Genomic DNA, 22,891 nt, shown 5'->3' with positions numbered 1-22,891 from the left:
AATCCTTAATGAATTTATTTTTTCATTGCACCTATACACAAATATCATTAAAAATAAAAAGAAAGCCTTTCTCCCGTTTTTATTTGAATCATTTTTTTCAGATATTTGCGGCATTGAATACAAACAAAACTATTTTGTTAGGCGAGGATAGCGGTGAAACATGTTTTGATTATGTTAAACGCAAGATTAGTAATAAGAAAATTCGTCACGCAAATAGTTTAATTTTTATGACTAACAGATGAAATTCAAATCCTTGTACAGCGTTTTTGTTATCATCCTTATAGCTTTGTTCGCGGTTTCATGCGACGACACTCTCGAGGGACCAGGATTTACAGTACAACCACCTGATGATCGCCGAGAAATTGGCCTCGACACGCTCGAGTTATTGGCGAGAACCTTGCAAATGGATTCCATATATGCTAAAACCCGATATCCGGTATTAGGTGAATATACTGATCCCGTTTTCGGTACGATCAAATCCGAATATATCGGTGAGTTTTACTTTCCCGAAGGGACAGGGTTTGCTGATGATGCAGCCATCGACTCGGTGAGAGTACAGCTTGCCTACACCACCATGATGGGAGATTCATTATCTCCAATGGGTTTATCGGTATATGAGGTGACCGAATCGCTAAAAGGAGTGAAAAATTATTCAAATATCGATCCAAAGGAGTATGCCGACATGTCGGCTCCATTGGGCACACAAATTTTTACCGGAAGAAATTCAACTTATAGGACCGAAACAAGCAGTTCAGGAAGTTCCATAAGGGTATATGAAATCAATGTAAAACTTCCCAAGGATATCGGTGATAAATTTCTCACCGAATACAAAAAGGAGAATCATGGTAAGTTAGTGGATCCGGACAAGTTCAGGGAATTCTTCCCCGGATTATATTTTACCACTGATTTCGGAAAGAGTACGATTATCAGTGTAAGTCTTACTTCACTGATGGTACATTATAAGTATACGGATAAAGGCGGCTCATCCACAGGACAGGATACCATCCGCACAACGGCCATGTCGCTTAATATCACTCCCGAAGTCACCCAAATCAATCATATTGAAAACAAAAACGACCAATTATTGTACGATACGGACTATGCTTATGTCAAAAGTCCGGCAGGGGTAACTACAGAAATTACCTTCCCGTTCTCAGAACAAGGAGTGCATGAGAAACTAAAATCGCAGGCTTTGAACTTGGCAGATCTCACCATCCCCGCCATACCCGAAACGGATGAAGGGAGTATGGTAAAACTGAGTCCACCCACTTACCTGTTGTTAGTACACAAAGATTCGCTGGATGGTTTTTTTGAGAAAAAGAAACTCACCGATCAGGTAACCAGTTTTATCGGTAAATTTGACACATCCACTTATTCTTATAGTTTTGGTAATATCTCCACTATGGTGAATTACTACAATGAGAAGCATAAAGAAAAACCTACTGAAGAGTTCAAATTGGTTTATTGCCTAATTCCCGTGGATGTTACATTTGTCACAAATTCATACGGACAAACGACAACGACCCCGATGTCTATCTACAATCAAATTTGGCCATCAGCTGTGAGATTGGATAAACGGGAAGGAAATTTAAAACTGGATATGATTTTCAGTAACCTGACCAATTAGAATAGGAGCCCCTGTTCCTCTCCCCTTTTACGGCCCAGATGCCGATAAGCCAGATCGGTCGCCTCCCTCCCACGGGGAGTGCGTTTGATAAACCCTTCTTTGATCAGGAACGGTTCATATACCTCTTCAATGGTACCGGCGTCATCCCCTACTGCTGTGGCGATGGTAGTAATACCCACCGGTCCTCCCTTGAATTTATCAATAATGGTAAGTAATATTTTATTATCTACCTCGTCCAATCCGTATTTGTCGATGTTAAGAGCTTCCAGTGCATAAGACGAGATCTTCCTGTCTATCTTTCCGGTACCTTTTATCTGGGCGAAGTCGCGCACACGCCGCAATAGGGCATTGGCCACACGTGGAGTCCCCCTGCTGCGGGAAGCGATCTCTTGCGCAGCGTTGATATCGCAGGCAACCTGCATTAGATTTGCAGAACGCAAAACGATTCCTGTAAGGGTCTCAAGATCGTAATATTCAAGGTGCATATTGATACCAAAGCGCGCCCGCAGGGGACTGGTCAATAGACCACTCCGGGTAGTAGCTCCCACGAGAGTAAAAGGATTGAGGTCGATTTGTATGGAGCGGGCACTGGGACCTTTATCGATCAGTATATCGATCCGAAAATCTTCCATGGCACTATAGAGATATTCCTCCACTACAGGCGAAAGACGATGTATTTCATCGATAAAAAGTACGTCATTCTGTTCCAATGAGGTAAGTACACCTGCCAAATCACCCGGTTTATCAAGTACCGGGCCTGAAGTCACTCTGAATCCCACACCCAGTTCATTAGCGATAATATTCGACAGGGTCGTCTTCCCCAATCCCGGAGGGCCATGCAACAGCACATGATCAAGCGACTCACCCCGCAGGCGAGCTGCGCTGACAAATATCTTCAGGTTCTCCACGATCTTACCCTGACCACTGAAATCACCGAAAGTCAACGGTCGCAGACTATTTTCAAACTCGCGTTCGGTATCCCTGAAATTGCGGTTACTATGTATATCGAAACTCTCTTCCATCATTATGGATACAAAAATAACTATTTATCGGGAGTTTTGAAAATTGCCGCCAGGAGATGCATCAAGACAACGCCAGGATAAGAAATCAGGCAAGAATAAAATCAAGTTGCTTTCTATCCAGATTAGCTCTTGACACCTGAATAGAGACTGGTTGCCCCAGACGATACTCTCTCTTAGTGCGTCGACCGACCAGACGATAATTCTTTTCGTCCAATTCGTAGAAATCGTCATCCAACTCACGAATGGGAATCATCCCCTCACATTTGTTCTCGTTGATCTCCACATAAATTCCCCACTCCGTCACACCGGATACAACCCCGTCATACACCTTTCCGATCTTGTCGGACATAAATTCTACCTGTTTATATTTGATAGAGTCTCTTTCAGCGTTGGCAGCCACCTGCTCCATCTGCGAACAATGTTTACATTCTTCTTCCAGCGCCCCCGGCTCTACACTTTGCCCCCCTTCCAGATAACACTCCAGGAGGCGGTGCACCAGCATATCGGGATACCGCCGGATGGGAGATGTAAAATGGGTATAATAATCGAAAGCCAGCCCGTAATGTCCAACATTCTTGGTAGAATAGACTGCTTTGGACATTGTACGGATCGCAATGGTTTCAATCAGATTTTCCTCCGGACGTCCCTGCACTTTATCCAGCAACGAATTGATACTCTTTGCCACTTCCACTTTCGAACCGTCGGCTTTTATCTTATGACCGAAGCGCAGGATAAACGTATTCAGCGTATCCAACTTTTCGGGATCAGGCACATCATGGATACGATAAACAAATGTTTTCGGTTTCTTCCCTTTGGGGACTATCCCCACAGACTCAGCCACATTTTTATTGGCCAGCAACATAAACTCCTCAATGAGATGGTTAGCCTCTTTCGATTCCTTAAAATAGACTCCCAATGGTTTTCCATTTTCATCGAGGTTGAATTTTACCTCATACCGCTCAAAGTTGATGGCGCCATTGGCAAATCGACGCTCACGCAGTTGTTTGGCAAGATGATGCAGTTGCAATATCTCCGCGGAGAAATCACCCTTTCCGGTTTCAATCACCGCCTGAGCATCCTCATACGTCAACCGGCTGTCCGACTTGATCACGGTCCGTGCAATACGTGATTTTTTTATCTCCGCCTTATCATCCAACGTGAAAATAACCGAAAAACACAATTTCTCTTCGTGGGGACGCAACGAGCAAATCCCATTACTTAGTCGTTCCGGCAGCATAGGAATTGTCCTGTCGACAAGATAAATGGAGGTCGCCCGGTTTTCCGCTTCCCGATCAATCAGGTCACCCGGTTTCACATAATGGGTCACATCGGCAATATGCACACCCACTTCCCACTGGTTGGATGAAAGTTGGTGCAGGGAAAGGGCATCGTCGAAATCCTTGGCATCTTTCGGGTCGATGGTAATAGTAAATACGTCACGAAAGTCTTCCCGCCGGGCTATCTCGTCTTTATCCACTCTTTCAGGTATCCGATCAGCATATTTCTCCACCTTTTCCGGATAGCTGTAAGGAAGATCGTATTGCGCCAGGATAGCGTGCATCTCGGTATCGTTATGTCCCGGCTCACCCAACACATCGATTACTTTTCCCACCGGATTATTGGCTTTGGCAGGCCACTCGGTGATCTCCACCAATACTTTATCTCCATTTTTAGCACCGTTAAATTCCTCTTTCGGAATAAAGATATCATTCGACAAAAATTTACTGTCCATCACCAAAAAGGCGAAATGTTTCTGTACCTCCAGCACTCCCACAAAGCGGCTTTGGGCACGCTCCAGTATCTCTACCACAGTACCCTCCGTATCGGCACGCTTCCGCTTTGCCAACAGCTGTACCCGCACCCGGTCTCCATTCATTGCATGTTTGCTGTTACGCTCAGGTATATAAATGATATTTCCGTCATCATCCGGCACAAAAAAATTCTTACCGTTGCTCCTCCGCTCAAAGCGCCCTTCCAGCATTAATCCCCGGTTGTTGATACGGTATCTGCCGCGTGATGTTTCCAGCAGTATATCTTCAGCGCGTAGCTTATCGAGTACACTGACAAGGACACGCCGCCCTTCTTCACCACGGACATCCAGCGCCGCTGCTATCTGTTTATAGTTAAATTGCTTGTCGTTATTCTGGGTGAGAAAATTTATCACCAAAGGGATCAATTCCTTCTTTTTCAACCTATTAACAGAAGGCATCGATGTTGATTTTTTACTCATACGATTATATTATTTCTTTTTAAACAATCCAAATTCATTTTAGTTAAATGCAAAGTAAGGAAATATTTCTGTAGAGTAAAGAATCCCGCTCATTTTTCTCCGTTCAAAAAAATTTTTCTCCGTTTAAAAAAAAGGATGTAACATTTGAGTTTTGATTTTGTTTCCTAATTACGGTATTTACCACCCGGGGTTCAGTTGGATATTCCTGTATTTCTGAATTACTGAATCGGGAATTGGCAGTAATTTATGTTTTTCGGTTGCACCGAATCCACTCGCAAAGCTGATAAACCGGTTTGTCCTTCTTAATTGGAAGAAGGAATGTCCTTCCATTGACAGGATATCTTTCCACAACATGTTAACTGTTTCGCGTAACTGTTCCTGCGTCATCTGGATAGGTTGCAAGGGTGCTTTTCCGGCCATGAGCAGGAGTTCATTCAGGTAATCTGCAGTAACCATAGTCGCCCTTCCCGACTCTATCATCGCTTCCCCATATAATAACAATGTTTCAGTATACCGTACCGGGTAGACCCTGTCTCCCTTCTTCAACACATCGGGGAAAACTCCGGAAGCAAACACCAGTCCTTCGCTGATAGCATCTTTTCCCCATTCATTGCCGGCGGGGAGAGTATATTTGTTTGAATCGATGATTCGAGTCAACGCGTCGGTTGCTCCATCCCAATTCTTCATAAAAATGAAATTGCGTGCTTTCAACTGTAAAGCTGCGTATTTGAGAAACCCATCCCCTTTTCCTGCCACTTCATCGCAATCTTGTATGATAAATTGAACGGTCTCTGCTTCACTACTGCGGATTGCATCATCGGGAAATGTACGCGAAGAGATCAGGGGCATACCGCCAAAATAACTGAGTAATACCCCATATGCGTAGGCCCTGTAATAAGTTGCCTCAACCATATATTTATCTTTTTCGGCATGGGAATATTCTGGTATATAGATTATTCGTTCCAATATATTGTTTGCTGTAAGGATGGTTCCATAAGAGGCATTCCACAGATCAGACACATTATTGTCTTTAGCAGTGAACGAATAATTGGAAAACTGTTTATATGCGGGCATATCAGCCTCATGGGTGAGTGCCGCATCAATGATATAAGACAGGCGTATCATTTCGCTGTAATTCCGACTCATGGTAAACTTCTCTTCATCATATGAGAATCGGTTCAGTGGGACAAACTCACCGGCCGCCATATATACTTCAACCGTTTGGGTTTCCTCCTTGCCGGGAGCAACTGTCAATGGAGCTTTTGTCACAACGTCGTTTTTGTTGATTACCCCGTCTCCATCCAGGTCACTCAACATTAAATCACCAAGTTTGAGTGAGCCGGTTTCAACTTTCGGGGCTTGGTCTATCTCTTCCTGTGATGTGTAAATTCCGGCTATCAGATACCCTGCTTTGCTAATATTTTTCAGATCACCATTACTTACCACATATTCATATTCACCATTCTCAAGGAGAAGTTCGATCGAACCCTCCTCATCAGTCTGGTACGTGCCCACCTTCTGCAAATCCTTGAAGAGGGTTAAAGTGTCACCTTCATTGGTAAAGTAAGGATTTGCGGATCCACTCCAATTCTCATTGCACTGATTGACATGGAAGATAACCCTGCGTCCCAATGTTTCACCGTCTTCTTTAGTTCCCATCTGGGTTACGTTGATAGTAATCTTCGTATCAGCGGAGACAATATGGATGTAGGCAGATCGATCTTTACCTGTCAGATTAGATGTTAAATGGATGGTAACATTATAATTACCTGCCTTATCTCCGCTTTCCGGGCTGATGGAAAGCCAATCGGGTGAATCAGAAGCTCTGGTATCTGTGGTACTCTCAATAACCGAACTCCATGCTGCCGGTGTAGAAAAGGATATTTCTTTTCCTTTCTCATTATTGGCATAAGACGTTTGTGTAAGTGCCTCCTCGTTTTGGACTTCTATTTTTTCCTCAGGAATAATTTCATCTCCGTCGCTGCATCCTACCGGTAATATAAACATTGTCACCAGGAATGCAACAATCCAATAATTTTCTTTTTTCATCTTACTTTTTTTAATAATTGTGTAACTATATTTTTTGTCTTCCGTGTATTTTGAATACCAATTGTTGGATTGACCATACGGTTTTACGGCTAATCATCATTCACAATTCCGTTTTGTAATGCTACAGCCACCAACTGTGCAACGTTGCGTACATCAAGTTTTACAAACAGGTTTTTCCGATGGGATTCAATTGTATTCTCGCTCAGGGAAAGGGTTTCTGCTATTTCTCTGGAAGAAAGCCCTTCCACGATGTACCTGAGGATTATTTTCTCCTGCTCGGTGAGTAGCCTTACCTGTTTCATTTGGGATGTATGTTTGTGTCGAAATTGATTTTTCAGATGATTAAAACGGGGGCATAAATAACGGTTTCCCTTCAGTACAGACTTGACAGCCTGAAGGATATGTTCCGTAGGAGAACTTTTCAGCACAATTCCGTCCACCTCCATCTCCAACATCCGGTTGATTGTCCATACTTCTTCATGTTTGGTTACAACAATCACTGAAGCATGGGGTTGTACGCTACGGATGAATGTGACGAGGTCGAATCCCGACATTTCTTTCAGTTGTAAATCAATGATAAATAGATCGTATTTTTGTTTTTTAATTTCATGGCAGGCTTGTTTGGCATTCGAAAAGCCAATGATTTGTTCAAAATCAAAGGAAGTCTCTAAAACCCTGATGAGTCCGTTGAGAACCAACTCATTATCGTTGACCAGTAAAATCGTCTTTTTCTTTTGATCAGTATTCATTATATCCACCCTAAAGAATTCAATTAAAACTTTTTTATCATGGTTCAACTTTCGTCATTCATAGGATCACAACCAAATGTCTATATTTTAGTGATATATGTTCTAAATGCATATGCGAAAATTGAATATTCTATTTAAATTCACCTCTTGTTTATGTCTATAGTTTGCCCATACGTTAAATTTAACACTGCAAAAGTCGATTTTTATTACGGCTTATTTCTCACGGTTTCCCGTGATTTTTGTTTTTATTTTCAAACCGGCTATTACCCTTTTAGCAAAAGAGGAGGGGAGGCATATCCCCCCCCCCACCTTTTTAGCTGCGCATCCAGTTAGATCCGCAATCTCCGGAACAGCCGCAACGATTGGTATTGATTCGCCATTCTTTTCCTTCGATACTTTTCATAGTTTCACTGTATTTCTCATTGATGGAGGATACAGTTTCCCGAGATAATTTAAACATAAGAAATAATTATTTGAATGAAGTTCTATTTCAATGGGTAAGAACTATTAACCTTATTCTCTTTATGACTTTATCATCTCCTGGACCATCAAAACACCTTTAACAGTCATGGCCAGCTCGTCTTCTGTCATATTTTTCAGACAGACATATCTGTATGGTTCTTCCAGCATTTGTCCCATCATCCATGATGCGGCAGAAGCCCTGATTTTTGTTATCTCACACGTAAAAGGGTCTCTTTTGGCTATATCGCCATAAGTTATATAATTACCCCCGTAACAAGTAGGGCACACCGGTTCCAAAATACATCCCTTACACTGCGGATCGGATATCTTGAGGCGGGAGCTAAAATTTATAAAAGGGATCTTTTCTTTCTTTTCTTTGCTTGCCTCATAAAAGAGATGACAGGGCAGACACTGTCCATCGGGCGTCCAGCAGCGCATAATAGAACCGGCACCACAGAGTTTATCCACCAAACGGTCTATCCCTGCAGCAATGGCTGTGAATCTGATCTGGATGGTATCCACAGGATCAATGTCCGGATTGTTGAGGTAAAACAAAGCCAACTTCATTAACTGATGCTGAAGTTCTTCCCGGTAGCTGATACTATTCCCTAATTCATCCACGGTCCAGTCAATTCCGGTGGCAAAAGAGCAGTTATTTCTTTTAAAGCCTAATTGATGAATATGAATGATTCCTTCTGCCAGGGATGATAAAGTACCGGGCGAGGGTGTCATCTTCACACCCTGCTCCGGCCACATATCTTTAAAAAACTCTATGTCTATTCTATCATAAGAATTGGATCGGTTACGGTTATGCATCTCACGCGTTCCATCCAAGCTAAGTCCAAGCACGAAACGATCTTTATGCCGCATTAACCATTCCTTTATCTCACCATGAATCAACGTGCCATTGGTAGTGGCATAACAGATGTATTTTACCGGCCATTGTCGCGACCAAACCCATTCGCATATTTCCCTGATCCTGTCGAAAGCAATAAAAGGTTCTCCCCCATGAAACAGAATTTCCACGTAATGGACTTTTTTCTCTACTGCCCTTTGAAAGGTTGAGATGATACCTTCTTTCGCCACATCCAATGACATATTCAGGACACCTTTCTTGCGCTCATAACAATAGGTACAGTTGAGGTTACATGATTCAGTCATATATAAGGTACAGGTACATCGTTTTTCTTTCTCGTATAATATTATTTCTTCCATTTTTAATCGGGTAATAATTGACTGTGTAGTATATCGCACGCATTTTAATTTTGCAAAATTCCATCTTTATCACTACTTATTTCTCACGGTTTTCCGTGATTTTGTTCTTTTCCCGGTTATTGTTAAAACTTTTTTTGATAAAGTTTATCTTTTTTGTTTACCTTTACGGTGATAGAAAAGAATGGATAGCACTATTGTAGAACTATGAATGCTGCGCGTAAAGGAGGAAGAATTCTATTGGTGGATGACCATGAATTAATCCTCAATGGGCTTGGACAAGTATTGAAAAATGCTTTTGTGTCCCGTGAAATTGTCGGATTTTCGAATGCTTTGCAAGCATGTGATGAAATAAAAAAAGAGAAAAGCGATCTCTACATTATTGATTTGCAGTTGAAAGAGATGTCGGGTTTTGAATTGATCGATACTATCCGTAAGTTTGACTCGGATGCGCTTATTATTGTTTCTACCATGCACGAAGAGGTATGGAATATTAACCGGTTAATGGAGATGGATGTGGATGGTATTGTACTAAAGAGTTCTGCTGCTGAACATATTGTACAAGCAGTAAACACAGTGTTATCGGGTAACCGCTATCTTTGTCCCCGTTTTTCCCGTATTCAGAACCGGCATATTTCGAAGCATATCTCCGGAAAGAAGAAACAGATAGCTCTTACGCCTCAGGAGAAACTCATACTCCAGCATATTGTAAACGGGGATACCACACATCGTATGGCCGAGAAACTCTTCTTGAGCGAGAACACGATAGAAACACACCGCAAGAACCTTTTTATGAAACTGGATGTGCACAATGTGGCACAACTGGTATCAATAGCATTACGTGCGGGCCTTGTAAACGATGAATTTTCAATTTGCTCCAATAGGTAGATTTATGAAAAATATTTTGTGTGTTATTTTCCTTTTAACACTCACGCTTTTCATGCATGCAAAGGAAGAAACCCACCCATCCGGAATTGAAAAAGAAAAACCGGTGCCCACTTTAGATTCGATCTTGCGCCTGATAGACGATCAAAGCCTGACGATCAAAGAGAAAATGAGCATTGGTGATAAAGCGGCAATACTTCCTTATGAGGATTATGCCCGTGTGATAAGAAGAAATATCTATTATGCCAAACAAGAAAAAGACAGATCTTATCTCATCAATCTCTATTGCACATTATATAGGGTAGTATCATTGTATGAGAGTGATATGTCAAAGGGAAAAGTGTATATAGACAGCGCCTACACTCTGATTGACGAAACAAATGATCCCAATATGAAAGGGAACATACATTATTGTCTGGGGGATTATTATGCCAATTTCCCTGAATCGGAAGATACATCCCATGAAAATTTGTATAAAGCAATCCATTATTTTGAGCAAACCGGAGATAATAATATCCAGATATTGCACATCTATTTTCTCCTCGGCAATGCATATATCAACAGGAAAGACCTGAAAAGCACAAAAGTGATAATGGATAAAATGGCGGCTCTTAAAATAAATAATCAGACGAATGAAAGGGTTTTTCTACTCAATGCATACTCGGTAACAGCAGATTATTACAAGCTTGCCAAAGAGGCCGACTCCATCTACTATTACTCTTATAATGATTCAATTATCCATTATTCAAAAAAAATGATCGATATCTATGAATCACTATTGGACAGCGTACCGGGGCTCGCCGCACAAAAAGCCCCCATCATCAGGTATTACAATGAATTGACTTTGGCATTAGCCGACAGGAAAAACCCTGATTGGGAGCAAGTTATATCTACCCTTGATAAGGGAAAGACATATATCGACAGTACTGCATACAGATATTTACGGAGATACTACTCAACAGAAGGGCGTATCTTTCTGAGACAACAAAAATTTAATGATGCGGAAACTTCTTTTTTTAAAGAAAAAGAATTGCTTGATAATTCTGAACGGTATGATGATACCGAGCTGTCCTATATTCAACTCTATTTGAATCTCTCTACAGCTTTCGAAGGACTCAACCGGTATAAGGAGGCATTATTGTATCATCGAATGGCCATGGATGCAGAACATACATTCAATGAGCAAAACAGATATGAATCAATAAAAGAAATAGAAACAAAATATGAAACGGCTAAAAAAGAGCTTGAGATCAGCCGACTGAATGAAGAGCGGCAAAAGATTATGTATAACCGCACATTGGCTACCGGCATTTCAGTGGTCATTATAATACTCCTTTTAATGCTTGTATTGCATAACCGATCTTTGAGATTAAAGAAAGAAAAGGAAGCGTTAAGACTTTCCGTCAGGATAAATGAAAAGGAGGCTGAATATACAACTATACTTAAAGAGGCCGAATTCAAGCAGATGCGTCATTATTTAGATGGATTGGAAGCCGAAAGGGACCGCCTGGCCAAAGGATTACATGACAATGTTTCGAACAGGCTTTTTATACTTGACTTGGAATTGAAAAAACTGACCGGCATTCCGGAGGCTATTCCGCAACAAGTGGAAGAACTCTACGCTGAAGTCAGGGGCATTTCTCATGAACTCATTCCTCCTGTTTTCCAATATACGACCCTGTTGGAAATCCTGATCGATCATATCCACGAGTTAAATGAAAATACCGATATCTATTTTGACCTGGAAATAGAACAGGAGGATATTTTGGGAACCATACCATCCAACTTATCCCATGAAATATATCGCATCGTACAGGAATGCACTGGAAATATAACGAAACATTCATCGGCAAAAAATGCAAAGATAACCCTTGGATATAATAATTCAATAGTATTAATTATTGAAGACGACGGCATTGGTTTTGATCCTCAGAATAATAAAAAAGGAATTGGCATCCAAATAATAAAAAGTCGTTGTCAAACTTTAAACGGAAACATAAGAATATTCTCGGAAAAAGGGAGGGGTAGCAGGATTAGTGTGACTATACCTTTGGTCTGCCAGGGGCATTTGCCAAGTCAGCAATCTTTGGCTTAACCATGATTCATTATTCTATTTTACTTCTAATTTACAGCCACTTACTTTCTATGCTTAATTTTGCGGGCTTTCCAGAAGTTTTAATTATTTTTGTGTAAAATATAAGGGAAAAGCATGCAAAATAAAAAGATCCTCATCACTGGTGCCAGCGGATTTATAGGAAGTAATGTGGTAGACAAGGCTCTGGAACTGGGATATGAAACTTGGGCAGGCATCCGGAAGAGCAGTAGCCGACAATACCTGCAGGACAACCGTATTCATTTTATTGACCTGCATTATAGCGACAAGCAAAGGCTGACAGAGCAACTCCGCGATTTTTCGAGCCGTCAGGGCTATTTTGATCATATTATCCATATTGCAGGACTGACCAAGGCTGTTCATAAATCGGATTTCGATAAGGTAAACTACCAACAGACCCGAAATTTGGTGGAAGCATTGATAGAAACCGATACCGTCCCCAACTCATTCTTGTTTATGAGTTCTCTGAGCGTGATGGGACCGGGTGATGAATTTGGGTACACACCTATGTATGGAGATAAGCCCCCCACCCCTAATACCGCTTACGGCAAGAGTAAATTGAAAACAGAAGATTGGCTGAAAAGTATCGACAGATTTCCCTATCTGATCCTCCGCCCCACCGGAGTGTACGGTCCCCGTGACCGGGATTATCTTATCCTGATGAGAGCGGTTAAAAATGGCTTGGATGTGGGGGCAGGTTTTAGAAAACAGCTCCTCTCATTCATCTTTGTGGAGGATCTGGCAGATGTAATTTTCTCCCTTATTGAGAAAGGGGTTAATCGAAAAGCCTATTTCGTAGCCGACGGCGACATATATACCGATAGTGAATTCAATACTATTGTAAAGGAGGCATTGCAGAAAAAGCATGTATTACGGTTAAAAATACCACTCTTTCTGGTAAAGCCCGCAGCTATTATCAATGAAAAGATTGCACTGTTTTTTGGCAAAGCAACCACGTTCAATAGTGACAAGTACCGGATTATGAAACAACGTAACTGGACATGCGATATTACGCCTCTCAAAGAGGATATAGGCTTCCAACCGGCCTACAGATTAAGAGGAGGAATAGAAAAGACCATAGCCTGGTACAAGAGAACGGGATGGTTGTAATTGATGGTATGATGTACTGATGTGATGATGTGTAAAAAATAAAAGTTTTAATCGTATGAAATATAAACTATTAGTTCTTGATGTGGACGGCACATTGGTGAACAGCAAAAAAGAATTATCCGTACAAACGTTGACAACGCTGTTAAAAATACAACATGCGGGCATACGTATTGTGTTGGCTTCAGGGCGGTCGCCGTACGGTCTCCGTCATTTGGTGGAAAAACTGGAAATGAAAAAATGGGGAGGATATATCCTTCCCTACAACGGAGCTCAGGTCATTGATACGGGAAACGATGAGGTGATGTTTGAAAAAAGGATAGACCCGGTGATGTTTCCCTATCTTGAGAAGAAAGCAAATAAAAACGGATTCGGCATTTTCACCTATCACAAGAATCAGCTTATCACTACGGACCCCGAAAACGAACATATTCGCAATGAAGCAACCCTCAATGGAATGGAAATCGTGGCAGTAGAAAACCTTTCTGCCGCTGTAGACTTCTCCCCCTGTAAATGTGTACTGGTCAGCGACAACGAGACTGCATTGGTAGCCTTGAAAGACCAGTGGAGAAAACGTTTGGCCGGTGTGTTGGATGTATATCGGTCGGAATCTTTCTTTCTTGAGGTAGTTCCCCCTTTTATAGATAAAGGAAATACGCTGGGTGTTTTGATTGAAAAATTGGGAATTACCTCCGAAGAGGTGATGGCGATCGGCGATGGCCGACGGGACTTTTCGATGCTCCAACTTGCCGGCCTGGGTATTGCCATGGGGAATGCCCAGGACTCGATCAAGGCCTGTGCCGATTACACCACTGAAAATAATGACAATGACGGTGTAGCTCTTGCAGTACAGAAATTTATCATTGCAGCGGTCAGCCCGGCAGATATTCCACCGGAAAGATTGAATGCAGGCAATCAAAACACACTGATGGGTAATCTGGGTATTCAATACACCTACGCTTCGGCAAGCCGCATTGAAGCGGTAATGCCGGTAGATGAACGCACCCGCCAACCATTTGGGATACTGCACGGGGGAGCTACCTTAGCACTGGCAGAAACAGTAGCAGGAATGGGATCGATGCTGATATGCGAACCGGATGATATTGTCGTGGGGATGCAGATTAGCGGCAACCATCTCTCTTCAGCGCATGAAGGCGATTCGGTACGTGCTGTGGGAACAATTATCCACAAAGGACGTTCATCACATGTATGGAATGTAGATGTTTTTACTTCAACCGACAAACTCATCTCTTCCATCAGGGTTGTCAATAGTGTATTAAAAAAGAGATGACAGAACAACAGAATTCACGTATTTTAGATGTACTGATCGAACAGAATGCCAGTTTCGCTACTTTCAGGCTGCCGTATGAATCCACACACCGGTTTGTGATGCAAACATCCGGTCTTCCCTCCATCTTTGAAGATATCGAAGCACTGAACGGGCAGCAAGGATTTGTGATCGCTCCTTTCCGTACGACCGCGACATCACCTGTAATCGTCATTCGTCCCGATCGCACCACCTTTCCGGATGTAGATGTTTCCCTTTTGAACAAACGGCAGCATAAAACCAATTCTAAAACATATAGCAGTAAGGATAAAACAGCGTACAGCCTGCTCTTCAACCGTTTCCTGGCACCACTGACAAGTGGTGAGATGAAAAAACTGGTATTGTCGCGAAGCAAGACTATCCGCAGAGAAGATGGGTTTTCCCCGGGATGTGCTTTTTTTAATGCGACAGAGAAATACCCTCATTCTTATGTATACCTTTTTCATACGCCTCAAAGCGGTACATGGCTGGGGAGCACACCCGAGATACTCTTGACAGGTGTAAAAGACGAATGGCATACGATGGCACTTGCCGGAACCCGCTATCCCAATTCAGATGCTGTAACATGGGATGACAAAAACCTCAGGGAACAGCATCTGGTCACATCCTACCTTCTTAAACAGCTCTCATCCTTTCATATTACCCCCGAGATAAATGGTCCCTATACAGTGAATGCCGGCCACCTCGCACATCTGCGTACAGATTTTAATTTCATCCTGCCGGAAATACCAAAGCCCGGCACACTGCTAAAAGCGCTCCATCCTACTCCTGCCATCTCGGGACTTCCCAAGGAGGAGGCCTACCGGTTCATTCAGGAAAACGAGGAACACGACCGCCTTTATTATGCCGGTTTTCTGGGTATGCTCGACACCCGGGGCGAAACTGATCTGTATGTAAACCTGAGATGCATGCATATTGAGAGAAAATCGCTTACTTTGTTTGCCGGCAGCGGTTTACTCGCTTCCTCCTCCTTGGATGACGAATGGGAAGAAACCGAACATAAGTTGGAAATTATGCTGAATATCATTTATTGATAATGAAGAATGAAAAATGAAGAATTAATAGTTCAGAATTAGACAATTGATGATTAGAAATTTGCAATTAAATGTGAATGGTGAAATTTAATTTTTCACTTTTAATTTTTCACTTTTAATTTAAATATATGTACTCGGAAAAAAGAAATGTTTTACAACTGATAGCGCTGCTCAAAGCGCACGACATTACACATATCGTACTGTCTCCCGGTTCCCGGAATTCACCGCTTACCCATTCTTTTGCAATGGACAGCGACTTTACCTGTTACAGCATTGTGGATGAGAGGAGTGCCGGTTTTTTTGCACTGGGGGTCATACAAGCCGTCGGGAAACCGGCAGTAGTCTGCTGCACATCAGGAACAGCAGCCCTGAACCTCGGCCCTGCGGTGGCAGAAGCTTTTTATCAACAGTTACCCTTATTGGTCATCACGGCCGATCGTCCTGCTGCCTGGATAGGGCAAATGGATGGCCAGACTATCCCCCAGACAGGTATCTTCAGAGAAATCACCCGACAGTCGGTCCATCTTCCCCAAATAAGAGATGAAGAGGAAGAATGGTATTGTAACCGGTTGATCAATGAGGCTATACTCAGCTTGGATATCAACGTAAAAGGGCCGTCACACATAAACATTCCTTTGGGTGAACCGCTATTTGGCTTCAATACCCCTGCCCTGCCCCCCGTTCGTGTAATCCGGCAATCCACAGCCGGATATATAATCCATAAGGAAGACAGGTATGCAGAACGATTCGCCAACTATTCCAAACGGATGATCATTGTTGGCCAACTCCCTCCCAATCATGGCCTGACCGAAATATTGGAAAAACTTCGACAGAAAACTAATATCGTTGTACTGGCGGAGCAGTTATCCAATATCCCCGTAAAAGAGATATCAGCTTTTGACACGGTGCTCTATGCCGCATCAGAGACAGCATTGGAAGAGTGGACACCCGATCTGGTGATTAGCCTGGGCGGACATATTGTTTCCAAACGGTTGAAACAGTTCATCCGCTCAGCAAATATACGTGAACACTGGCATATTTCTCCTTCCGGCGAGGTCACCGACCCATTTCAGCGGGTTACTGATATTATACGGAGCGATTATGCAACATTTCTACGCTATCTGGCAGAAAACCCGTCCGCCACACCCGAAGGAGCAAGGGGGTTCCGGAATCTTTGGGAACGTGCCTGTGCATCCGTGACGGAACCGGAAGTCGCTTTTTCCGATCTTTATGCCACAGGCGCATTGATGCACTCGCTGCCGGAAAATGCTTCTCTACAGATAGGCAACAGCAACAGCGTACGACTGGCACAACTATTCGAAGCTCCTCCGTCGGTGAGGGTGTTCTGTAACCGGGGTACCAACGGTATAGAAGGGTCACTCTCTACTTGCGTGGGATATGCTGCGGCATCCGGCAACCTCACTTTCCTGCTGATTGGAGACTTGAGTTTCTTCTATGATATGAACGGTCTTTGGAATAATTATTTGGACCGAAACTTACGTATCCTACTGAATAACAACGGAGGAGGAGAGATATTCAGCATCCTGCGCGGATTGAACAAATCGGAGGCTTTGGATGAATACATTGCCGCCGCACATACAACAGAAGCAAAAGCCTGGGCCGAACAGCAGGGATTTATCTATCTTTCTGCACATAATAGCGATGAATTAGAACAACATTTGCCACTCTTTACCCGTATTGACAATGAAAAACCGGTTTTACTGGAAGTATTCACATCAATGGAGGGGAATGCGGAACAAATCCGGTCTTATTATCATCACCAAAAAGATATTTTTAAATAAATAAAATTATGACAACCAGAGAATGGACAACTATCAAAGAATACGAAGATATTCTTTTCGATTTCTATAACGGGATTGCTCGAATAACAATCAACCGCCCACGTTATCGCAATGCTTTTACACCGACTACCACAGGTGAGATGAGCGACGCCTTGCGCATCTGCCGTGAAATGCCGGAGGTCAGCGTGGTGGTAATTACAGGAGCAGGCGATAAAGCTTTTTGTTCGGGGGGCGACCAGAATGTAAAAGGAAAAGGCGGCTACATCGACAAGGAAGGTGTGCCCCGTCTCAGCGTACTCGACGTGCAGAAGCAGATCCGGTCGATTCCCAAACCGGTAATTGCAATGGTCAACGGTTATGCCATTGGCGGGGGACATGTCTTGCATGTAGTTTGCGACCTCTCGATCGCCTCCGACAATGCCATCTTCGGACAGACCGGTCCACGTGTGGGTAGCTTTGATGCCGGCTTCGGCTCTTCTTATCTCGCCCGAATCGTGGGACAAAAGAAAGCCCGTGAGATATGGTTCCTTTGCCGCCAGTACAACGCCCAAGAAGCACTCGAGATGGGGTTGGTCAACAAGGTGGTACCGCTCGACAAATTAGAGGACGAAGTGGTTGAGTGGGCGGAGACGATGATGCTGCACAGCCCACTGGCACTGCGTATGATAAAAGCCGGTCTGAATGCCGAACTCGACGGGCAGGCAGGCATTCAAGAGCTGGCCGGAGATGCCACCATGCTTTACTATCTGACCGACGAGGCGCAGGAGGGTAAGCAGGCATTCCTTGAAAAGCGGAAGCCCAATTTCAAGCAATTTCCCAAACTACCCTGAAGTGGAAAAGTGGTTCTCAACTTCTCAACAAACCCAACAGATGTTCAGGATAAAGATTATCCCCCACCAACTCCGGTTCAAACGGCCGGCAGGCACCTCAAGAGGTGTTTATACAGACCATAAAGTCTGGTTTGTTGTTTTTCGGGATAATAATGACGCATCTCATTACGGCATAGGCGAATGTGCACCTCTCCATGACCTTAGTTGTGATTATATTCCGGATTATGCAAAAACACTGGCATCCTTTTGTAAAATTACGGAAGAGAAGCAACAAGTGGACCGGGAATTACTTCGCCACCACCCATCGATACTTTTCGGATTGGAAACGGCCATGCAACACTATCAACAGCGCTCATGGCAGCTATGGGACTCCCCGTTCAGCAGGGGGGAAGAAGGAATCACCATCAACGGCCTTGTGTGGATGGGAGACCATGCCACCATGATGCAACAGATCGAGTCGCTGCTATCGAGAGGATTCCGTTGTATCAAGCTCAAGATAGGAGCGTTAGACTTCGAGAGGGAACTCCACCTGCTCCGTTTTATCCGGAATCATTATACGGCGAATGAAATTACCTTACGGGTGGATGCCAATGGCAATTTTACTTATGACGAAGTGATGGAAAAACTGCATCAACTGGCTAAACTCGATATCCATTCCATCGAACAGCCCATTGCTGCCGGAGAATGGCAGAAGATGGCGGAATTATGTGCCTCCACTCCCCTGCCCATCGCCCTGGATGAAGAGTTGATCGGAGTAAACAATCCCGATCAAAAGAGGGAGTTACTGGCAACAATCCGCCCCCAGTATATCATACTAAAACCTTCTTTACATGGCGGCATAGCCGGCTGTACCGAATGGATCAACCGGGCCGACGAAATTAATGCGGGATGGTGGATTACCTCTGCCCTGGAATCGAATATAGGACTCAACAGTATCGCCCAATGGTGTGCCACCTTCAACAACCCGTTACCGCAGGGGCTGGGTACCGGAACCTTGTATACCAACAATATCCCGATGCCTCTGGAAATAAGGGGAGACCGGTTGTGGCTCGATCCAAATGGAAAATTCCTGAAAAATGAATGAAATAAGGATAGAAGGCGAAGTACACACTCCTGTAGATTTTACGGGGGAGCGGGAGATCAGTTTTGCCGGAAAATCTCCTTTTCACCATCAATTATATCTTTTTCTGAGAGAGTGGTTCTCCCAATCTCCCACCCTTCGGCTGCATACTTCCGGATCAACGGGAAAACCCAAGGAGATAACCGTACGAAAAGAGCATATGCTGCAAAGTGCCAAAAGCACCTGCGATTTCTTCCAACTGAAAAAAGAAGACAAAGCGTTGCTCTGCCTGCCACTCGAATACATAGCAGGCAAGATGATGGTAGTTCGCGCCCTATATGCCGGACTGGACCTTTACCCCGTGATGCCGGGAGGCCATCCTCTTGCGCAGACAGATATTCCTTTTGATTTTGCAGCCATGATACCGCTTCAAGTCTATAACTCACTGCAATTGGCCGAAGAGAAAGAACGATTATCCCATATCAAATATCTTATCATCGGCGGGGGTGCCATAGATAAAAGCCTTGAGGCAGCTTTGAAAGAATTTCCCAATGCCATCTATTCCACTTATGGAATGACCGAAACTCTTTCCCATATAGCCTTACGCAGGATCAGTGGGCCTGCTGCCAGCAGCTATTATACTCCCTTCCCATCTGTCAACCTCTCATTATCACGGGACAACCGATTGAGTATTGACGCACCATTGGTGGCCGACAAGCCATTTATCACCAATGACATTGCTGAATTTCGTGCGGATGGCCGCTTTCGTATCATTGGGAGGAGTGATAACATAATTAATTCGGGAGGAATCAAAATACAGATAGAGGAGGTAGAGCTGGTTCTACGCCCCCATATCACCGGGAACTTCGCTGTCACCTCCATCCCCCACCCTAAGTTAGGCGAAGCAATGATCCTTATGATAGAACAATCGGACGATCCGGCCTACGTTGAGAACGCCATCCATCAACTCCTTCCGCGTCATCGGCAACCACTCCTCATCCATACAACCGAAGCCGTTCCACAAACAGGAAATGGAAAAACCGACCGTGCTGCCACAAAGCAACTCGCAAAAAAGATTAATCTATCATCATCAACAACCAGATATATCCATTAATTTTGTATTTTTGCCTACCTAAAGAAAATAAATAAATGAAGATTGCACTGATCGGTTACGGAAAAATGGGGCATGAGATCGAAAAGATTGCCCGTGAAAGAGGACATGAAATTGTATGCACCATTGATATGGGCGAAGAGAAAAAATTTGGTTCTTCCGAGTTTAAAAGTGCAGAAGTAGCCATTGAATTCACTTCTCCCGAAAGTGCTTTACACAATTATCGCCGGGCATTTGCGGCCGGAGTGCCGGTGGTGTCGGGCACAACAGGGTGGCTTGCACACCTCGATGAAATCAAGGAGGCATGTGAGAAAAATGGCCGGACATTTTTTTACGCTTCCAACTTCAGCCTGGGAGTCAATATCTTCTTCGCACTGAACAACTATCTTGCGAAACTGATGAACCGTTACCCCGACTACGACGTGCGCATGGAGGAAACCCATCATATTCACAAGCTGGATGCTCCCAGCGGCACGGCCATCACCCTTGCCGAAGGTATCCTTGCCAATAGCGACAGAAAAGAAGGATGGGCATTGGGAGACAATGCAGCAAATGACAATATGCTTCGTATCGATGCTTTCCGGGAAGGAGAGGTACCGGGTATCCATTCGGTAATTTATGAATCCGACGCCGACACCATCCGTATCACCCATGATGCCAAGAGCCGGAAAGGATTTGCCCTTGGCGCCGTACTTGCCGCAGAATTTACCCGAGGGAAGAAAGGGTTTCTCACGATGGAAGATTTGTTGGACTTCACCCGTTAATTTTTAAAATTTAATTGAATATGACTATAAAAGACAGGTTTTCAAATGCGTCGCACCGGCAATGGATATGGTTTGTCGTATGGGTGGCAGCCACCACGCTGTTTTCATTGTGGGTCGGCTCTCCATGGCTATTGCTTTTTATCCTGCTATTCTTCGATATCTATATTACTAAATTTGTGCCATGGTCGTTCTGGAAACAGTCGAAGAACAATGCCTTCAGAAAAACCATGGAATGGGTAGATGCCATCCTGTTTGCTTTGATAGCGGTCTATTTCATTAACACCTTCTTCTTCCAGAATTACCAGATCCCCACCTCTTCATTGGAAAAATCGTTGCTGGTGGGTGATTTTCTGGCGGTAAGCAAACTGAGCTACGGCCCCCGCGCACCGATCACCCCTTTATCGTTTCCTTTGGCCCAGCACACCATGCCGGTGATTGGGGGGAAATCATATATCGAGAAGCCACAATGGAAATACAGGCGCTTAAAAGGATTTGGAAAAGTAAAAAGAAACGATATCGTAGTATTCAACTTCCCCACCGGAGATACCGTTGCGGTCAATCAGCAGGCAAGTGACTTCTATGTGCTCTCGAAATACAATTCCAACGGCAGTGCCGGAGTGAGGTCGGACAAACGCACTTACGGAGAGATTGTCTATCGTCCGGTGGACCGTCGCGAGAACTATGTAAAACGATGTATCGGTCTTCCCGGGGAAACCATTGCAATGCAGAACGACTCCGTTTTTATCGATGGCGTCCTCCTGCCTAATCCCCGTCTCTCCCAACACAATTATATGATCCATACCGACGGCACCATAATTGCTGACGGCATCTTCAGCGATTTGGGCATTAACAAGGACGACTACTTCATACAAAATGAATACGGACAAGTTGTGCCCCGCTCACAAGATCTTGCCGGAGCAGACAGCCTGAGTATGGCCTGGCTCAACCTGCATCCCCGCAACGGGAATAACGGAAGGGTTTATTTCAGCATCCCGCTGACAGCCGACATGGTATCACAGCTGAAAGCCAAACCTTTCGTCTGGGATATCATCAAAGAGAAGGAACAACCGGGACAATATTATTATCCGCTCAACTACGACACGGGATGGACACGCGACACCTTCGGGCCGCTGTGGATACCTAAAAAAGGTGAGACGATCAATTTCGACAACAATATCGAATTCAAGGTGGCGGCTTACGAACGATGCATCAAGAATTACGAGGGCAACGACTTTGCCTACCGCGACGGCAAAGTGTATATCAACGGTCAGGAAGCCGACTCATACACCTTCCGGTTCGATTATTACTTTATGATGGGTGACAACCGCCACAATTCTGCCGACTCGCGTGTATGGGGATTTGTTCCTGAGGACCATATCGTTGGCCAACCCATACTCATTTGGTTGTCGCTGGAGAAAGACAAAAACTGGTTCAACGGCAAGATAAGATGGAAACGGCTGTTCCGCAGTGCCAAGATACCGGCATAGGATGATTTGCCGATGTGGTG

At 43.9% G+C, this 22,891-nt stretch carries 18 protein-coding genes; 12 read left to right on the top strand and 6 right to left on the bottom strand.

Annotated features, from left to right (window positions below; genetic code table 11):
* The first annotated feature begins 238 nt into the window (after positions 1–238).
* On the top strand, positions 239–1,627 hold the full coding sequence (locus tag B4G81_RS05520; protein ID WP_294080910.1) for a DUF4270 domain-containing protein: 1,389 nt from the start codon (positions 239–241) through the stop codon (positions 1,625–1,627).
* On the opposite strand, the gene ruvB is transcribed toward B4G81_RS05520, so the two are convergent.
* From ruvB to B4G81_RS05490, 6 genes are all read right to left on the bottom strand, one after another.
* Positions 1,624–2,649, bottom strand: a complete 1,026-nt coding sequence (gene ruvB, locus B4G81_RS05515; protein ID WP_294081135.1) for a Holliday junction branch migration DNA helicase RuvB — start codon at positions 2,647–2,649, stop codon at positions 1,624–1,626. The two genes, B4G81_RS05520 and ruvB, sit on opposite strands and share 4 nt — an antisense overlap.
* Before the next feature lie 85 nt (positions 2,650–2,734).
* Positions 2,735–4,879 (bottom strand): ribonuclease R, encoded by a 2,145-nt coding sequence (rnr, locus tag B4G81_RS05510; RefSeq protein ID WP_294080908.1) that lies wholly within the window; start codon positions 4,877–4,879, stop codon positions 2,735–2,737.
* A gap of 177 nt (positions 4,880–5,056) precedes the next feature.
* The gene (locus B4G81_RS05505) at positions 5,057–6,928 is read right to left on the bottom strand and encodes a RagB/SusD family nutrient uptake outer membrane protein (RefSeq protein WP_294080906.1); all 1,872 of its coding nucleotides are present in this window, start codon (positions 6,926–6,928) and stop codon (positions 5,057–5,059) included.
* An 89-nt stretch (positions 6,929–7,017) separates the two neighbouring features.
* The gene (locus B4G81_RS05500; RefSeq protein WP_294080904.1) at positions 7,018–7,677 is read right to left on the bottom strand and encodes a response regulator; all 660 of its coding nucleotides are present in this window, start codon (positions 7,675–7,677) and stop codon (positions 7,018–7,020) included.
* A 313-nt stretch (positions 7,678–7,990) separates the two neighbouring features.
* Complete coding sequence (locus B4G81_RS05495) at positions 7,991–8,137, bottom strand: hypothetical protein (RefSeq protein WP_294080902.1); 147 nt, start codon at positions 8,135–8,137, stop codon at positions 7,991–7,993.
* A 62-nt stretch (positions 8,138–8,199) separates the two neighbouring features.
* Entirely contained in the window at positions 8,200–9,354 is a 1,155-nt protein-coding gene (locus B4G81_RS05490; RefSeq protein ID WP_294080900.1) for a radical SAM protein, read from the bottom strand.
* A 204-nt stretch (positions 9,355–9,558) separates the two neighbouring features.
* On the opposite strand from B4G81_RS05490, the gene B4G81_RS05485 reads away from it, so the two are divergent.
* From B4G81_RS05485 to lepB, 11 genes are all read left to right on the top strand, one after another.
* Positions 9,559–10,239 carry a response regulator gene (locus B4G81_RS05485; RefSeq protein WP_294080898.1) on the top strand — a complete coding sequence of 227 codons (681 nt, stop codon included), beginning with the start codon at positions 9,559–9,561 and terminating at the stop codon, positions 10,237–10,239.
* A gap of 4 nt (positions 10,240–10,243) precedes the next feature.
* Positions 10,244–12,331, top strand: coding sequence for a sensor histidine kinase (locus tag B4G81_RS05480; RefSeq protein ID WP_294080896.1), 2,088 nt, complete (start codon positions 10,244–10,246; stop codon positions 12,329–12,331).
* 114 nt (positions 12,332–12,445) lie between these two features.
* On the top strand, positions 12,446–13,459 hold the full coding sequence (locus B4G81_RS05475; RefSeq protein ID WP_294080895.1) for an NAD-dependent epimerase/dehydratase family protein: 1,014 nt from the start codon (positions 12,446–12,448) through the stop codon (positions 13,457–13,459).
* Positions 13,460–13,514: 55 nt separating this feature from the next.
* Positions 13,515–14,747: a Cof-type HAD-IIB family hydrolase gene (locus tag B4G81_RS05470; protein WP_294080894.1), complete on the top strand. Its 1,233-nt coding sequence runs from the start codon at positions 13,515–13,517 to the stop codon at positions 14,745–14,747.
* Complete coding sequence (locus tag B4G81_RS05465; RefSeq protein ID WP_294080893.1) at positions 14,744–15,817, top strand: isochorismate synthase; 1,074 nt, start codon at positions 14,744–14,746, stop codon at positions 15,815–15,817. Before B4G81_RS05470 ends, B4G81_RS05465 begins: the two co-directional genes overlap by 4 nt.
* 128 nt (positions 15,818–15,945) lie before the next feature.
* The gene (menD, locus tag B4G81_RS05460) at positions 15,946–17,619 is read left to right on the top strand and encodes a 2-succinyl-5-enolpyruvyl-6-hydroxy-3-cyclohexene-1-carboxylic-acid synthase (RefSeq protein WP_294080892.1); all 1,674 of its coding nucleotides are present in this window, start codon (positions 15,946–15,948) and stop codon (positions 17,617–17,619) included.
* 5 nt (positions 17,620–17,624) lie between these two features.
* Positions 17,625–18,449 carry a 1,4-dihydroxy-2-naphthoyl-CoA synthase gene (gene menB / locus B4G81_RS05455; RefSeq protein ID WP_294081134.1) on the top strand — a complete coding sequence of 275 codons (825 nt, stop codon included), beginning with the start codon at positions 17,625–17,627 and terminating at the stop codon, positions 18,447–18,449.
* 40 nt (positions 18,450–18,489) lie between these two features.
* Entirely contained in the window at positions 18,490–19,533 is a 1,044-nt protein-coding gene (locus tag B4G81_RS05450) for an o-succinylbenzoate synthase (protein WP_294080891.1), read from the top strand.
* Positions 19,526–20,623 (top strand): AMP-binding protein, encoded by a 1,098-nt coding sequence (locus tag B4G81_RS05445; RefSeq protein ID WP_294080889.1) that lies wholly within the window; start codon positions 19,526–19,528, stop codon positions 20,621–20,623. The genes B4G81_RS05450 and B4G81_RS05445 overlap by 8 nt, the downstream gene beginning before the upstream one ends.
* Before the next feature lie 35 nt (positions 20,624–20,658).
* On the top strand, positions 20,659–21,384 hold the full coding sequence (dapB, locus tag B4G81_RS05440; RefSeq protein ID WP_294080887.1) for a 4-hydroxy-tetrahydrodipicolinate reductase: 726 nt from the start codon (positions 20,659–20,661) through the stop codon (positions 21,382–21,384).
* Positions 21,385–21,404: 20 nt separating this feature from the next.
* Complete coding sequence (gene lepB, locus B4G81_RS05435; protein ID WP_294080886.1) at positions 21,405–22,871, top strand: signal peptidase I; 1,467 nt, start codon at positions 21,405–21,407, stop codon at positions 22,869–22,871.
* Positions 22,872–22,891: the final 20 nt, after the last annotated feature.

Origin of the sequence: Proteiniphilum sp. UBA5384 (genome assembly GCF_002410825.1) — a bacterium.
In the GTDB taxonomy this organism is placed as follows: domain Bacteria; phylum Bacteroidota; class Bacteroidia; order Bacteroidales; family Dysgonomonadaceae; genus Proteiniphilum.
The sequence above is the reverse complement of the archived record's forward strand: the minus strand, read 5'-3'. Positions and strand labels throughout refer to the sequence as shown.